Here is a 14,833-nt window from a genome sequence, read left to right as displayed (position 1 = left end):
TGATTACTCAGGCACCTAATGTTAATGTTTGTGATCTGATTCTGGCTGTTTTGTCGGCCGACTTGCTCTATCGTATTTACAGCACCCTGGAAGTTTAGTATAAACCGCTTCAGTAGCTTTAAATTTTGGTGTATCATGCCCTACATCAGCAATCTTGCGTTGTACATCATCGAACTTAATTTTGTCAGTATCGTAACTTATGGTTAGCATTTTAGTTTTTGCGCTCCACTCTGCAGCAGTTACTCCATCTACTTTTACAGCTGCTTCTATGCGTTTTTTACACATGCCACAATTGCCAGATACTTTAACGCTGTCTGTTTTAGACTGTGCAAAAGCTGCACTGCCAAGGAAAGCCAACATGGCTACCAAAGAGAATCGTAATGATTTCATAATGAATTGATTTGAAATAAAAATTTGGGTATAAAGATTTTGGGCTATAGAAAGCTATGCCCGATACACGAATGTGCAGGAAATGGGTAAGGAAAAAGGCTTATATTCTATAGGTACAATTTCTGATAAAGACAGGAACACTCAGCCTTTCTGGTGGTGCATTACTGAATACAGTATTTGTTTTTAGAGCTGATAAAGCAACCTGATAAGCATCATTTCTAAATGTATGCTGGATAACTGCTGAAAACTGTTTGAACTCATAAACAAGCTGAGTCGCCTTTTTTGATTGGTCTACTTTGGCCTGCTTATAATCGTCTTTGCAACATGAACTTTTCTTGGTTGCATTTTTAGTCATGCCGCAAAACTCACAATTACCTTCTTTTTGTGAAGTCAAGCCCCATTTAACAAGCTCTCCCATGCAATAATGAAAATGCACAGTTGCCCCACTGGAAGTTCCCAGATAGAAAAAAGCAACAATAGTCAGCAGTATTCTTTTCATTAGCGAGACAAATATAAGTTACTTTAATGATTTTTTGTTATATAATTCCAATAATTTATTACATCATTTGTACGTAGCTCTGAATTTTATCATGCCATGAGTTAGTTGTTGCGACTGAAGAATGATTGTCGGATGCTCTTCACTAAAAATCATATCTGTTATATACTATCCAGTGGCTTTCGGTTATTTACTTCTAGTGATCTGAACTCCCTTGGGGATATACCAGTTACAGACTTGAACTGATTGGACAAGTGTGCACTACTGCTATAACCCATTTGCCAGGCAATCTCATTTAAGTTCAGCTCCCCATATTGAAGGAGTTCCTTAACTTTTTCAATTTTCTGCTGGATAATAAATTTTTCGATCGTGATATCTTCACTTTCCGAAAACAACCTACTTAAGTAACCATAATCCCGGTGCAATCGGTCGCTGAGCACCTCACTGAATAAGACGTGAAATTCTGGTTGTGTAGAGTGGTGTATTAGTTCAACAATGATGTTTTTGATCCGTTCAACCAGCTTATCCTTGTCCCTATTGATAAGTTCAAATCCCAAAATTTTAAGGGAAGCGGAAATTTTACTCAACATTTCCTCCGATGGTTCGGGAGACACAATGGCCTGTCCAAGTGAAATATCCTCAACCTGAAGATCGTGGTGCTGAAGCTGTTGTGTTACTACCGAAATACAACGGTCACACACCATGTTTTTTATTGATAACAACATACTAATAGGTTAGATTAAATGCTAATATACGCTTTGTTTCAACGGCATAATTATCAACGGCAAGAACATCAAATTGATAGCTAAATGATGTTCTTGCCAAAATGAAAACCGGATTAAATTTTTTCTGCCTTGTAACCAGCCTCTTCCAGCGTGTCGATGATCTGATCGGTATCGATTCCCTGCTTTCCCTCCACCGTTAATATCTTGTCGGGGTTTTGTGTATCCACCTCCCATTTTTCGATACCAGAAAGTTTGTTCAAGTGGGGAGTAACAGCAGCTATGCATCCACCGCATTTGATATTGGTTTTGAATTTTAGTGTTTCCATGATTATAATTATTATTTGTGATTAAATGAGTTTAGCAAACTTAAGGCGAAGACTATTGCTCACCACTGATACAGAACTTAAGGCCATTGCAGCACCTGCAATCATCGGATTTAAAAGGAAGCCGTTAAGCGGATATAAAATTCCTGCGGCAATCGGGATACCGATAAGATTGTAAATAAATGCCCAAAATAGATTTTGGCGAACAGTCCTAACGGTAAGTTTGGATAATCTAAGCGCCTTGGGTACCTGTAAAAGATCAGATGAAACCAAGGTAATCTTGGCAACATCAATTGCAATATCTGATCCTTTGCCCATTGCAATCGAGACATCTGCCTGTGCAAGGGCGTGGCTATCGTTGATGCCGTCACCGATCATAGCAACTATCTTTCCCTGTGATTGCAGTTCCTTAACGAAATCAGCCTTATCTGAGGGCAGTACTTCAGCTCTAAAATCTGTAATTCCCACTTGTTTCGCAACGGCAGAAGCAGTTTGGTGATTATCTCCAGTGAGCATATATACCGCAATATTCCGCTTTAAAAGTTCAGAGACAGCACGGGCAGAACCCTCTTTAATCTGATCGGCAATGGCAATAGTAGCTAGTACGTTATTTTCATTAATGAAATAGATTACCGTTTTTGCTTGATCTTGAAGCCTAGTAACAGAGTTCTCTAAATTTCCTTCAATTTCGATACCAGCATCTTTTAAAATTTTATGGCTGCCTGCCCAGTACTTTTGTCCTTCAAATGTAGCTTGTACACCTTTTCCAGTTAGACTTTCAAAGCCCGTCACTTTTGTCGGGTGAACATTCGCTGTTTGCAGATGGCGAACTATAGCTTCCGCAAGCGGATGTTCAGATTGCTGTTCAAGTGCAAACAGGATACCGATCAATTTTTGCTTGTCAATATCTGTTTTGTTTTGCCAATTGAGTTCTGTTACTTCAGGCTTGCCTTTTGTAAGGGTTCCGGTCTTATCTAGAACAACTGCGTTAACCTTATGTCCAAGTTCCAGCGCTTCGGCATCTTTGATCAATATCCCATTTTCTGCACCTTTGCCAACGCCAACCATAATCGCTGTCGGAGTTGCAAGGCCGAGGGCACAGGGACAGGCAATTACCAGAACGGTTACCATAGCCAGCATTCCTTGGGTGAGGGCATTTTCACCACCAACCAATATCCATATTATAAGTGTAAGAAGTGCGATGCCAATCACTATTGGAACAAATATCCCTGCAATTTTATCGACGAGCTTTTGTACTGGCGCCTTAGAGCCTTGGGCATCCTGCACCATTTTTATGATCTGTGCAAGCATGGTTTCCCCACCCACTTTACGGGCCACAAACCGGAAACTTCCTTTTTGATTTATGGTTCCTGCAAAGACCTGATCTCCTATATTCTTGGAAACCGCAACAGGTTCTCCAGAGATCATGCTTTCATCTACATAGGATGTTCCTTCATAAATTTCGCCATCAACAGGAATCTTTTCACCAGAACGCACCAGTATTTTATCGTCTATTGCAATATCAGAGAGCGGGATTTCCTTCTCTCCATTTTCTGTAATAACTAGTACCGTTTTTGGCTGTAACCCGACCAGTTTTTTGATGGCGGACGAAGTGTTGGATTTAGCACGTTCCTCAAGCAGTTTCCCCAGCATGATAAATACAATAACCACGGCGGCTGCTTCATAATAAACGTGTGGATGAAGCCCCCTTTGGTGCCAAAATTCTGGATATAGTGTATTGAAGAGACTGAAAAGGTATGCAATGCCAGTACTTAAGGCAACAAGGGTATCCATGTTCGCTCTACCATGACTTGCCTGTTTGTAGGCATTAACAAAGAAGCTTTTTCCAAAAATAAAAAGTATAGGGGTTGTCAGTGCCAGCATGTAGTAATTTGCATACGGTATATCCATAAAGAACATACCGATCAAAACCACTGGAAGTGCTAGTATTCCAGAGGCAATCATTCGCCTCTTCAGAGAACTATAGTTTTTTTGCTGTACCTCTTCCTGTTTTTCTTTTCCATTTTCGGAATCCATAATCAGATCGTAACCTATTGACTGCACTGCTTTTTGGAATGCCGGCGGCTGCACCTGATCTGGGTGATAGGAGACCTTAACGGTTTGGGTGGCATAATTGACCTCTGCTTGCTCGACTCCCTGCTGGGCGCCGATCATACTCTCCACGCTGTTTGCGCAGGCAGCACAGGTCATTCCAAGAACTGGGAGCAAAATGGTTTGTATATCGTCTTGAGTTTTCATTACCTTATTATTGATAAACAAAGTTAAGGCGACTTAGGGCTTCCAATTTTACAGGATTTTGTGAAAAAGTTGTATAATTCCACAACAAATGGTGGATTCAAACAACAAGAAAAATATCCAGTTACAGGTTTAAATTGACCGCATGTTCCATAGAACCTTCAATACATCATTATTACATGTTTTTGTCATAATTCACTTCCAGCCAAAGTATTTTAACTGAAATGACATCTTATTGAACTACAATTACGTTATTTGTTTTGTGAAGCCGATCGCCTTACTTCTGGTTGCCTGCATTTTGATGCTTTCATCTCTTCAGGGGAATGGCGCAAATATGCGTCCAAGTTCGGTCTCGGATTGCTGTAAGGAAGGATCTTGCAAGCACGGAAAACAAACCAACCAGAACAATGGATGTGATAGTAAGGCGTGCAGCAGAATGGTTTCTTGCAGCCAATATGGTTTCATCATTTCTGAACAGCTACTTTTTCAAGATATTTTTATCTTGAGCAACGGTAAGTCTATACCACTTGCAACAATTGGTGTTATTACTGGATACACACAGATTGGCTGGCACCCTCCAAAAGTTTAATAATAATTCCGTACATCTATCTAGTACCGTAAGTATTATTAATCATTTAAATCAAAAATCATGAAAAAGTTTCTTTTCGCCACAATGGTGATGTCATTATCTATATTCTCAATTTCTTATGCAAACACTCCTTGCTGTAACAGCAAAATGAACAGTTGTACAAAATGTTCGAAAACCTGTGGTAAGCCAAATTGCATGGATACCTGCAGCAAGGCCTGTAAGGCATCAGGGGAATGCAAAAAAACCTGCAAATAGCAGTAAAAAGCCGGGGAATCCCCGGCTTTTTATGTAAAGTATTTTATTAAATATTTATTTCGCTAGTTTCATTATTGAAAATGCTCCTCTAATGACAATAGCAAAAACTATAGTTCCAACAATCAGATCTGGAACCTTGGATGACAATAGGTAAACCAAAATACCCGCCAGTATCACACCAAGATTAATGACCACATCATTAGAGGTAAATATTTGGCTCGCCTTGATGTGTGCGTCTTCACTTTTCGTTCGCCTTAAAATTACTAACGAGCTTGCATTACCAACAAGTGCAAGTAAAGAAATAGCTATCATCATCTTGAATTCTGGCACTTCTCCACCATCAAAAAAGCGGCGAAGAACCTCTAAGAAGCCTAATACTGCCAGTCCTAATTGAAAATATCCGCTGATTTTTGCGACCTTCTTTTTTCGAAATATAGTTCCACCTACCGCAAAAAGGCTAAGCCCGTATACTAATGCATCGGCCAGCATATCCAAGCTGTCTGCTACCAATCCCATAGAATGGGATATAATTCCCGTTGCCATTTCCAACGCAAAAAAGAATGCATTAATCAACAAGACATAGAGTAGAAGCTTTCGTTCATGGCTATCATTACCTGAAGCAGATAATTGTTTAAAGGTATTTTCAGAACCGACATAGTTATCATTTAAATTCAACTCATGAATAGCATCTGCTATATGTTTCACATCATCAGAATGAAATACCTCCAACTTTCTGTTAGCCAAATCAAAGTTCAACTGGTAAATTTCTGCAAAGCCTTCCAGTTTCATGCGAACAAGCTGTTCTTCTGCCGAACAATCCATCCGCTTTATCTCAAACGTCGATTTCTTCATACTTATAGTTTTAACTTTATCCCCCCATTGATTACAAATCCATCAACAGGTGCATAGATATCTCTAAATATAGGGCTAGCTATATTGCCTGTATAAATGCTATCGAACTTTGTCTGACGTGTATCCGTAAAATTCTCGAAGTTCACAAAGATCGAAAATTTCTCCCACAGCTTTTCCGCCATTAGGCCAGCCGTCCAGTAACTTTTTCCAATAACACCGTCATTCAATTGCTGTTTCGAGAAATAATAGGCCTCTGCTCCAATTTTCCATTTGTCTTCGATCTCATACATCAATACATTGTTTAAACGGTGCTTTGATACCAAGGGATAGTTTGTATAGACGGATCCTGCTTTTTGGCCAACATCTGCCAATGTATAACCTACAAATAGTTTAAAATCAGCATATGTTAGCTTAATGTTAGTTTCCATTCCTTTAGTGATTATATTTCCATTAGGCTGTACATAGGCAAGGTTTGATCCTATTGGAGTAAGCAATATAGGGTCTGCAATTCGGGTATAAAAGAACATGTGGTTTATGCTAAAGCCAACTTTATCAGTAAAAAGCGAAGTTCTATAATTTATATCATAATTTGCACCGTAAGAACGTTCTGCCTTTGTGTTACTCACGTTTATCGGCAGTACGTATCTGAACTGTATTCGTTCAGCATCTTCGGTAAAAACATTCGGTGCTTTGTAACCGAACCCTCCTCCAAGTCGTGTGGAAACATGATCGTTGATTTTCCATAACCCCGAAATACGCGGTAAGAAGAAAAATCCATATTCATTGTGGTAATCCCCTCTTATACCTGTCTCTATAGTCAGTTTTTCGGTAGAGTTCCAGGTATTCTGAACAAATGCGCCAATGGTATTGTGGGAATAATTCCGTAATGCGGCAGACGTACCGATGTCTTCCTTGAAATTATCTGAAAGGAAATTTGCTCCAAATACCCAATCAGCTTTCTCACCATTTCTAGAATAGTTTACCTCACTATAAGTAGATACCTGCCTTCCCGAGAAAAGATAGCTTGGAAGTTCTATGCTCCTGTCATAATAGCTAATACTGTTCTTAAAAGTAAGCTTTCCATTTTCTGAAAGCCTATGTCCAAGTTCCACTTGCGTGCTATATCGATCGGTATTATTCTCCTCAAAATAAGGGTTAGACACTGTCTTTCCTTTTACAAAGTCAATATTGCCACCAATCCTTTTTTCGACAGTAGCATTTACACCTGCCATCAACGTTGTAGCTTCATCAAAATAAATGAATAGCTTGGGATTAAGCGTAAAACGATTAAATTTTGGAATTGCGGTTAGCCCTATTTTAGATGGGTCATAAGCAGAACCATGGTTGTAGGCGGCATAAGTGGTAATGCCAACTTTTTCAAATTTTTGCGCATAAAATCCGCTAGCATCAAGCCCAAGGGCTGAAGTGCCATTAAGCAGAAAATTTAACTGGCGCTCTTCGGTCGGTTTTTTTGAGACCAGATTGACTAGGCCCGCAATTGCTCCCCCACCATATAATGTGGATGAAGAGCCTTTGATCACTTCTACCTGCTGGAGGTCGAGTGGGGCAACCTGTAAAAGCCCAAGTCCACCAGAAAATCCAGAATACAATGGAAATCCATCGCGAATAATCTGTGTATATTTTCCATCAAGTCCCTGTATTCGGATGCTTGAACTTCCACTTGTGGCGGAAGTCTGCTGCGTTTGGATGCCGGTGCTTTCAGCGAGCATCATGCGGATATCGCCGGGCTTCATATTGCCTTTTTCGTCCAGTTCCTCTCCCGCGATCACTTCCACACGGGTAGGGATGTTATCGATAGTTCTGCTACCCCTTGTTGCAGACACTACCACTTCTTCCAGAGCTTCATTTTCTTCTGTCGATTGCAACAGAATGACCATTGGCTCAGCTTGTGACAATGGGAACTTAAGTGTATCCGTTTTTTTCTGGTAACCAATGTACGTAAAGACGATAATCTGTTTTCCAGTGGGAATGCCATTTAATATTGCAGTTCCCAAGCTGTCTGCAATCGCCCCCTTTGTGCTATTGAACAATAAAACAGATGCGCCAGATAAAGGTTGGTTTGTTTTGGCATCCTTTACGGTTACCTTAAATGTATGTTGTGAGTAGGCTAAGGCACTGAAAAGCACAGCCGCCAATAGCAATAGTAATTTCTTCATGTGAAAAATTAAATGTGAAAGTCTATAATTGACGAGGTATCTCGTATGTTGGATTGTTATTCCGCCTTTGGTGGCTGCCAGACATTAACTTCAACTCCATCAGTGTAGTTAAAGATAACTTTCTGGGTAATGGACCGAACTTGCGGCTCAGTTAGATCAACTGTTAGTACCATCGTTGATACCAACACGGATCCAAAACAACTTCGACAAGAATAGAATGGAGAACAGTTCTTGCAGTCATCACCATGTTGAATAGCATTTTTCTTCGCCGACTGCTCCATTGCCTGTTCTTTATTGTTTTCTAATGCACAGCACGGAATGGTGTTCAGCACCAGAACGATCATAGTCAATATCAGCGAAGTAAGTCTCACTCGGCAAAACTAATGATTTCAAAATCAATTGGAATAAATATTTTGATAAGAAATTCTGGACTACAAGAAAAGTACCTTAAAATGACATCGTAGTAATCTTACCACTTACTCAACTGTGGCGATTAAATGAGCTTGAACTTAAGCCCTTAAAATAAGTTATTAACGCAGTTAGGTGTTGCTGCTATTTAATCTCCTTCTAGGTTTTTCGGGATATGCTACCAAGAGTGACATATAGTTCCTCCAGATCGAACGGTTTTGGAATGTAGTCATCCAAACCTATGGCAGGTGCAATGGCGTTGATGTTGTATTTAAAGGACAGAGCGATTAAGGTTAGGGCGGTAATGCTTTTTGATTTTGCTGATCACATCGGTCATAGTACTGTCCCTACTTACACCATGCTAGTGTGCCACTCCTGATGGGATATTTATAACGTCTCCTTTGAAGGATTTGCCTATTTACTGATACAATCTCCTTCACCTGCTTTACAGGTAATATTTGTCTAGAGGGAAGCTGTACCAGTTATTTCCACGGCCCGAATAGGTTAAAAAGACTAAACTAAAACAAAATTTAAGGCAACCCTACCCGCACAAAACTAAATCTATGAAATTATAAGAATATGGTATTACCAATAATGAACGCATGGCTGATTTTTGGCTGACCGACCCAAACATTAACAATATATCATTGATTTACAGCGCAACATTAATAATTAATAGCTAATGCAATATTGTCCACTATTCATAAGATAGAAATAAATTAAACTCCTAATCGTTCCTTCTTCATATTATTTGACTATTCAACAATAAAAATGAAAGAACAAGGCAATCCCTCAAATGAGCAAATTTTACAGCAATTCCAAGGAAATTTCCAGACTCATAACCGAAATTCACAAACTTCATTTTCCAAAAGATGAATTAGAAAGAAATAACAATTGAGAGATAAATTTCTGGCTGAAATCATGTTAGGTATCCCAAGAAAGAGGAAAAAAATCTTTGATATAAAAAGCTATATTCCCTTTAATATACTAACTGACTAATAATTATATATATTATCTTTAATAACATATTAATAGTAAAATAATCACTATATTGTATTCAACAACGATTTGTTCTTTCAAAATTGGTCAAAACATATCAAAATAACTGGTGCCCAATTTGGTGCCCAAATTGAAATGATGATTATATATTTTTTTATAACTTGCTCATTTAGTACCGATTGGATTAATAAGTCATTATCCCAGCGGGATCACGAAATGCCTCAATGCAAATTGGGGCATTTTGCGTTAAAAAATATTACTAAATCCCTTGTTTAAATATCACATCTGTGATATTACCACCATTATAATTATATTTGAATAATTCCTTTAATGAATTGTTTTTTGTATTGTAATAGCCACTATATTTTATCTTCATGAAAACATCCTCAATTGTAGACAAGCTTTTAAAAAACATGGGTAATATGCATGAGTTAGGTCGTCAACGTGCATTTGAATTAGGCAATCCATTTTATGCACAGTTTGCCGAAGACCAGGGGTATTGGCGTAAAGAGTTGCCAACAGGCGAGAAGTATCTTGTTGCTCTGGAAGTAATAACTGATGAAAATGATATGCCTATTGAGGTGAGAGATACGATCATTAAAAGATTGGATTAACATTATGCCTGAATTGGTTTTTGTAGCTGGCTGTAATGCTGCCGGTAAATCGACATTTATTCGTACACGGTTGAATGAACTTGAAGGTTTTGAAGTATTGATGACCGATGTGTATAAGGGCCGAACTAAAGATCTAGCCAGACAAAGCATTGATGATGGTAAAGATGTATTAATAGAAACGGTTTTTAATGACGCCTCATTTAAAGATTTAGCTGATTATGCCCGTCATGCTGGTTACAAAACATCTCTAGTAACTCTTTTTTTAGATAACATTCAGCAGTCTATTACAAGGGTAGCCTTCGGGGTATACAACAAAGTGGCTTAACCATATCTGGAAATAATATCAGAATTAATTTCAACGAGAGCTTTAAAAATATTACAAATTTCTTTTTTTATTTTGATAGATCGGATTTTATTTACACTGGTGAAGGAGAAGTAAATCAATTGATCATGCGCTTTCAAAATGGAGAACTAGTCAAATACCAAAGTAATGAACTAATTTATCCTCAAAATTTTGCTAGATATGGACTTAGTAACGGAAGGTTAGACCAGCATATTTATGATGTTATTACTGAAAATAAGAATTTTCATAAGCCGCGTTCAAATCAATCAGGAACGAAATTTAAAATATAAATTTAGATCGTATTATTTGAAATTATCATAGGTTTTTCATAATTCTCATTCGTTGACGCAAATATAGCCTGAGGTTGAGCAAAGACGTTATAAATAAAGCACTCCATAAGATCTCGTCAATACCATATCCTATTACATAGATGCTGTTATTATTACCTAATGCGATGAAAATTAATATAAAAAAACCTAAGATTTGCGGCAGAAAAAGGGATGGTAATATGTGGTTGGTGATACGTTGTCCCAGATATATCAAGGCTATACTTCCGAATAGGAGTAAAATCGAAAATGTAACCATTGGCATGATCTATATAGATGCAGTGAGGTTACCATCAAATTCCAAGTAATTATATATTACGATAATGAGACTATAAATGATAAAATTCACTAATTGATCTTTAACTATCTCCGTAAGTCATATAATAAGTTTTTTCATATAGCCTGGGATTAGCCAATCTAGGTTCTTTAGTTCTGTTTTTATAGGCTCCACTATGATATTTAAATTGGTATGGAAATCCATTTTATCACTTTTTCTTATTATTCAGTTCATTTCTGACAAATAATTTATTGCTCTTGATACGCAATTGTTTGACCATTAAAATCGACCTTATATTTTGCCTTGCTAAAATCTGTAAGTGCTATGTGATCAGAATTTAAGGTAAAAGCATCTTCATTGTCTAATGTAACAAAGATGTCGGAACCACCATACTGCCACTTTATGTTGCCATTTTTGTCGATACGTGATATTGTCAGTTCCCCATGAACTATATAATCTTCATGAAAGTTATAAATATGAAAACAAGTAGCCTGATCGGCCTGAATGTTCCATTCTAAATTTAGGTCAGGAAGGCTTATGCAAAAAATGTTGTCAGCGCAACAAATCAATAATTGATCCGCAGCTATAACAGATGAATTATTGTAAATACTAGTGCTACCACCACCTCCAAGAATAATACAGTTGTTCCTTTCTTTGCCTTCTTGATAGATTATGATGCCATGCTTTGATGTTGGCACACAATCTTCATCAAGACTGGAGTAATGTTTCGAATAATTAAATTTGTTATCCGTGGATGCAGATTGATAAGTCGGATCGTCAAATACTTCAATCACAAAATTTTGATAGGAGTGCGTGTTCATTGAAACTGGGTTTTGAACTAAATATACAAATGATATATTTGATAGAGAAATTAACTCATTATCAAATCATACATATTCAATTGCTAGCGAGTGCTAATAAACACTGTCTTCAATACTCTTTTTATCAGAGATTAATTGTATATTTAATATAGAAATTGCAGCTAAAACGCCTACTCTAGCTTAGCCGGCTTAAAAGTGTCCAAGTAAAAATAATGATAGAATTATAAACGTTGAGCTTAACTCATTAACTTCGATATTACCATTTCAACTAAACACTAATGAAACGTTTCGCCTTAATTTTACTGCTGTGCTTATCAATTGTACAATCTGTATTTGCTCAAAAGAGCACTAATTCTACCTTAAAAAGCAGATTACAAAATAAACTAGATTCCTTTCAGTTGGTGAATAAATTTCCGGGAATTACCTTTGCCGCTATTTTGCCAAATGGAGAAAAGATCTCCTTAGCTGCTGGTATTGCTGATTCCGTAAAAATGACACCCATGAAAGCAGATCATCGAATGTTTTCTGGTAGTAATGGTAAAACCTTATTTGCTGTGGTTGCCTTAATGTTAAAAGAAAAAGGCTTATTTAAATTAGATGATAAAATAGCGCTCTATATTGGCAAGGAGCCATGGTTTAATCGCCTGCCCAACGCAAATGATATTACATTCAGACAATTGATGAATCATACTTCTGGCATAGAAGAGTATTACGAATTGGGCGATTTTATGGAAAAAATTAAACAAGATCCTTATAAAGTTTGGTCACCAGTGGAAACGTTTGGTTATGTTTTTAACCGAAAACCATTATTTGTCGCGGGAACAGATTGGGGTTATGCGGATACGAATTACTTGATATTAGCTTACATATTAGAAAACATAAGTGGTAAGAAAATGTACGATATGATTAAAGAGCAAGTCATTAAACCTTATCAATTAGTGAACACTGAGCCTTCCACAAAATCGAAATTCGAACGATTGGCTACTGGTTATTCCGGCAACCAAAGTCCATTTCCTTTCCATGGTGCCATGGTTAAAGATGGCCAATTCGTTTTTAGTCCGCAATTTGAATGGGCTGGTGGTGGTTTTGTTTCCAATTCCACAGACTTAGCGGTTTTTGCTAAAGCGCTTTATAATTTTAAAGGGATTTCTGAAGAAAGCAGACAAGAAATGAAAAAAGGTGTGAAAGCGAAAACAGGAAGAGATCATCTTTATGGTTTTGCTATGCAAATTAGACCAAGTAAAGATTTTGGCTTAGGATATGGTCATGGCGGTTGGTTCCCAGGTTATAGTACAGATGCTGAATATTTCCCAGAAGAGGATATCGCGATAGCTATTCAGTTTAATACTGACGAGCGGCCCAGACTTAAAAAATCTACTCATGCCTATATTTTAGAGTTGATGGCGGTAATTAAAGCCTCAAAGCCGCTCTGATCTGGCCAATCCGTTGATGTTTACAATCTCCTTTGAAATTTCACGGGTCTTCTCTAAGGAAATCATCTGCCCATCCATAATGCCGGTCATCTATTTATCGCGGTTTTTTATTATGAAGAGCCGTTCGCGCCCATTCTGGGGCTGATAAAGCAAAAAGGTTGGAAATTCTTTATTGAGGGCCGAAGGCAGCTTGTAATAGGCAAGGTCTGTCCGGTAGCTGTGTTTTTCTGTCAGAAAAATTTCGCCCTTTTTTACTGGAAGCTTAAATTTTAATGTATCGTTTCCGATCCTCAGGAAAATCTCCTGACCTTCATCTTTCCATTTCTGGAATGGCAAAATCCAATTTTTCAGCAATATGCTATTTCCAAGTCCCGCATCATCAACTCTGTGGCGTGCGCTTTTATGGTCCATCAGCTTTCCCTCCAAAGAGAAATAAGAAAAATGAACCATTTTGTCCATACCTGAAGAACCTCCTTCGCCACGAACATTCTCCTCCGAACTGATAATGATCTGTTTCTTAAGCGTATCATAGTGCAGGTATCCCAGTCCTTCGGCTTTCTGCAGGCTTCCTGCGGAAGCAGCACTGGATTGAAGAACAAGTTTCTTGCCTGGAATATTCAGCTCGTCGATCACAAATGGCTCGGAATGCATCCCCTGAAGAGCCGCCATATAGTGTGCATCTAGCCGGGCTGCCTTCTGTATATTGATGTACAGCAGCACAATAGGAATCAGTAATAAGAATAGAATTAACAAGGCCAATTTTTTAAAATGTTTCATCAGTTATTTATCTTGCGCCAGTCTGCTAAGGCCAATTCGCTATCATTGGAACGGTTAAAAATTTTGATTTCATAGCGCGGATAAGTATACGCTCTGAAAGAGTACAATCTGGAGACAGTTCCTTCTCCCTCAGTTGCTGTTTCGATTTCATAATATGGGTATTCGAAATTTGGTTTTTTGGCAATCCAGACACGTTCGGCATTTTCTTTTACCTCCACGAGGTTCCTGATGTCATCCAGCACTTGCTCCTCAGAGATCGCTGGGATGAATGGGTTCCCTCTAATTTCCTTATAGCTGATTATGCGTTTATCGATGTACTTTCTTTCATCGTCCCCGGCTTCCCAAAGCGAGTCTGGCTTCCAACGTACGATAAGCAGCCTATTGAGCAGGTCTTTTTCTAATAACCGATCGGTAACCAGCCGCAGCGTATCTTTCTGTGATGTCAGAAAGAAAGCGTACCAATAATCGAGGTTTCCATCAAAATGGATAAACTGGAGCGTATCCGCATGCATTTCCGGCAGGTCCTTCCCTATTGCATGTCTTGTGTTGGTCTTCGCAGTTGTACGCTGTGGTTGGTTTTGACAGGAAAGGGCTGCACAGCACACAAGAAGTAAAAGTTTAGTCCGATATTTCATATAAACTGGTTAAAGATAAGGCTGCCAGATAGAAAAGATCCCTTGCCGTCTTCCCCGCCTGGCATCTCATCTGTAAATATTGGATTTTTTTTTGAAAAATAAGTCCAGTAATATTTAGCAAGTCCAAAGATATCATT

15 protein-coding genes are annotated in these 14,833 nt (G+C 38.3%); 4 read left to right on the top strand and 11 right to left on the bottom strand.

What is annotated here, in order from left to right:
- Positions 1-21 precede the first annotated feature (21 nt).
- The 5 genes from BM207_RS08820 to BM207_RS08800 all read right to left on the bottom strand — a co-directional run bounded on the left by BM207_RS08820 (position 22) and on the right by BM207_RS08800 (position 4,193).
- A complete protein-coding gene (locus BM207_RS08820; RefSeq protein ID WP_090993205.1) occupies positions 22-390 on the bottom strand; it encodes a heavy-metal-associated domain-containing protein in 369 nt (122 codons plus the stop codon).
- Positions 391-490: 100 nt separating this feature from the next.
- The gene (locus tag BM207_RS08815) at positions 491-889 is read right to left on the bottom strand and encodes an HYC_CC_PP family protein (RefSeq protein ID WP_090993204.1); all 399 of its coding nucleotides are present in this window, start codon (positions 887-889) and stop codon (positions 491-493) included.
- Positions 890-1,047: 158 nt separating this feature from the next.
- The gene (locus tag BM207_RS08810; RefSeq protein ID WP_090993203.1) at positions 1,048-1,611 is read right to left on the bottom strand and encodes a helix-turn-helix domain-containing protein; all 564 of its coding nucleotides are present in this window, start codon (positions 1,609-1,611) and stop codon (positions 1,048-1,050) included.
- 113 nt (positions 1,612-1,724) lie between these two features.
- A complete protein-coding gene (locus BM207_RS08805) occupies positions 1,725-1,937 on the bottom strand; it encodes a heavy-metal-associated domain-containing protein (protein WP_090993202.1) in 213 nt (70 codons plus the stop codon).
- Positions 1,938-1,958: 21 nt separating this feature from the next.
- Positions 1,959-4,193 carry a heavy metal translocating P-type ATPase gene (locus BM207_RS08800; RefSeq protein ID WP_090993201.1) on the bottom strand — a complete coding sequence of 745 codons (2,235 nt, stop codon included), beginning with the start codon at positions 4,191-4,193 and terminating at the stop codon, positions 1,959-1,961.
- 232 nt (positions 4,194-4,425) lie between these two features.
- Here BM207_RS08800 and BM207_RS08795 point away from each other — a divergent pair, with 232 nt between their 5' ends.
- Entirely contained in the window at positions 4,426-4,779 is a 354-nt protein-coding gene (locus tag BM207_RS08795) for a hypothetical protein (RefSeq protein WP_143095933.1), read from the top strand.
- Positions 4,780-5,088: 309 nt separating this feature from the next.
- Here the strand turns inward: BM207_RS08795 and BM207_RS08790 are convergent, their stop codons facing one another.
- Genes BM207_RS08790 through BM207_RS19450 form a run of 3 tightly spaced genes read right to left on the bottom strand, consistent with a single transcriptional unit; the run spans position 5,089 to position 8,434 of the window.
- Positions 5,089-5,886 carry a cation efflux transmembrane domain-containing protein gene (locus BM207_RS08790; protein WP_090993199.1) on the bottom strand — a complete coding sequence of 266 codons (798 nt, stop codon included), beginning with the start codon at positions 5,884-5,886 and terminating at the stop codon, positions 5,089-5,091.
- 2 nt (positions 5,887-5,888) lie between these two features.
- On the bottom strand, positions 5,889-8,063 hold the full coding sequence (locus BM207_RS08785) for a TonB-dependent receptor (RefSeq protein ID WP_090993198.1): 2,175 nt from the start codon (positions 8,061-8,063) through the stop codon (positions 5,889-5,891).
- A gap of 56 nt (positions 8,064-8,119) precedes the next feature.
- The gene (locus BM207_RS19450) at positions 8,120-8,434 is read right to left on the bottom strand and encodes a DUF6660 family protein (protein WP_394332968.1); all 315 of its coding nucleotides are present in this window, start codon (positions 8,432-8,434) and stop codon (positions 8,120-8,122) included.
- A gap of 1,410 nt (positions 8,435-9,844) precedes the next feature.
- Here BM207_RS19450 and BM207_RS08775 point away from each other — a divergent pair.
- Together BM207_RS08775 and BM207_RS08770 are read left to right on the top strand one after the other, a co-directional pair.
- Complete coding sequence (locus BM207_RS08775; RefSeq protein WP_090993196.1) at positions 9,845-10,084, top strand: hypothetical protein; 240 nt, start codon at positions 9,845-9,847, stop codon at positions 10,082-10,084.
- 4 nt (positions 10,085-10,088) lie between these two features.
- A complete protein-coding gene (locus tag BM207_RS08770; protein ID WP_090993195.1) occupies positions 10,089-10,409 on the top strand; it encodes an AAA family ATPase in 321 nt (106 codons plus the stop codon).
- 869 nt (positions 10,410-11,278) lie between these two features.
- Here BM207_RS08770 and BM207_RS08760 read toward each other — a convergent pair.
- The gene (locus BM207_RS08760) at positions 11,279-11,851 is read right to left on the bottom strand and encodes a hypothetical protein (protein WP_090993193.1); all 573 of its coding nucleotides are present in this window, start codon (positions 11,849-11,851) and stop codon (positions 11,279-11,281) included.
- 278 nt (positions 11,852-12,129) lie between these two features.
- Between BM207_RS08760 and BM207_RS08755 the strand changes: the two genes are divergently transcribed.
- On the top strand, positions 12,130-13,284 hold the full coding sequence (locus BM207_RS08755) for a serine hydrolase domain-containing protein (RefSeq protein WP_090993192.1): 1,155 nt from the start codon (positions 12,130-12,132) through the stop codon (positions 13,282-13,284).
- A 90-nt stretch (positions 13,285-13,374) separates the two neighbouring features.
- On the opposite strand, the gene BM207_RS08750 is transcribed toward BM207_RS08755, so the two are convergent.
- Complete coding sequence (locus BM207_RS08750; RefSeq protein ID WP_090993191.1) at positions 13,375-14,061, bottom strand: hypothetical protein; 687 nt, start codon at positions 14,059-14,061, stop codon at positions 13,375-13,377.
- The gene (locus BM207_RS08745; protein ID WP_090993190.1) at positions 14,061-14,696 is read right to left on the bottom strand and encodes a hypothetical protein; all 636 of its coding nucleotides are present in this window, start codon (positions 14,694-14,696) and stop codon (positions 14,061-14,063) included. The genes BM207_RS08750 and BM207_RS08745 overlap by 1 nt, the downstream gene beginning before the upstream one ends.
- Between the last annotated feature and the right edge of the window lie 137 nt (positions 14,697-14,833).

The sequence above is a fragment of the Pedobacter insulae genome (genome assembly GCF_900113525.1).
Classification (GTDB): domain Bacteria; phylum Bacteroidota; class Bacteroidia; order Sphingobacteriales; family Sphingobacteriaceae; genus Pedobacter; species Pedobacter insulae.
The sequence above is the reverse complement of the archived record's forward strand: the minus strand, read 5'-3'. Positions and strand labels throughout refer to the sequence as shown.

Excerpts from the sequence above, each read along its gene's own strand:
- BM207_RS08820 (WP_090993205.1), bottom strand. The coding sequence starts at position 390 with ATGAAATCATTACGATTCTCTTTGGTAGCCATGTTGGCTTTCCTTGGC.
- BM207_RS08815 (WP_090993204.1), bottom strand. The coding sequence starts at position 889 with ATGAAAAGAATACTGCTGACTATTGTTGCTTTTTTCTATCTGGGAACT.
- BM207_RS08810 (WP_090993203.1), bottom strand. The coding sequence starts at position 1,611 with ATGTTGTTATCAATAAAAAACATGGTGTGTGACCGTTGTATTTCGGTA.
- BM207_RS08805 (WP_090993202.1), bottom strand. The coding sequence starts at position 1,937 with ATGGAAACACTAAAATTCAAAACCAATATCAAATGCGGTGGATGCATA.
- BM207_RS08800 (WP_090993201.1), bottom strand. The coding sequence starts at position 4,193 with ATGAAAACTCAAGACGATATACAAACCATTTTGCTCCCAGTTCTTGGA.
- BM207_RS08790 (WP_090993199.1), bottom strand. The coding sequence starts at position 5,886 with ATGAAGAAATCGACGTTTGAGATAAAGCGGATGGATTGTTCGGCAGAA.
- BM207_RS08785 (WP_090993198.1), bottom strand. The coding sequence starts at position 8,063 with ATGAAGAAATTACTATTGCTATTGGCGGCTGTGCTTTTCAGTGCCTTA.
- BM207_RS08775 (WP_090993196.1), top strand. The coding sequence starts at position 9,845 with ATGAAAACATCCTCAATTGTAGACAAGCTTTTAAAAAACATGGGTAAT.
- BM207_RS08770 (WP_090993195.1), top strand. The coding sequence starts at position 10,089 with ATGCCTGAATTGGTTTTTGTAGCTGGCTGTAATGCTGCCGGTAAATCG.
- BM207_RS08760 (WP_090993193.1), bottom strand. The coding sequence starts at position 11,851 with ATGAACACGCACTCCTATCAAAATTTTGTGATTGAAGTATTTGACGAT.
- BM207_RS08755 (WP_090993192.1), top strand. The coding sequence starts at position 12,130 with ATGAAACGTTTCGCCTTAATTTTACTGCTGTGCTTATCAATTGTACAA.
- BM207_RS08750 (WP_090993191.1), bottom strand. The coding sequence starts at position 14,061 with ATGAAACATTTTAAAAAATTGGCCTTGTTAATTCTATTCTTATTACTG.
- BM207_RS08745 (WP_090993190.1), bottom strand. The coding sequence starts at position 14,696 with ATGAAATATCGGACTAAACTTTTACTTCTTGTGTGCTGTGCAGCCCTT.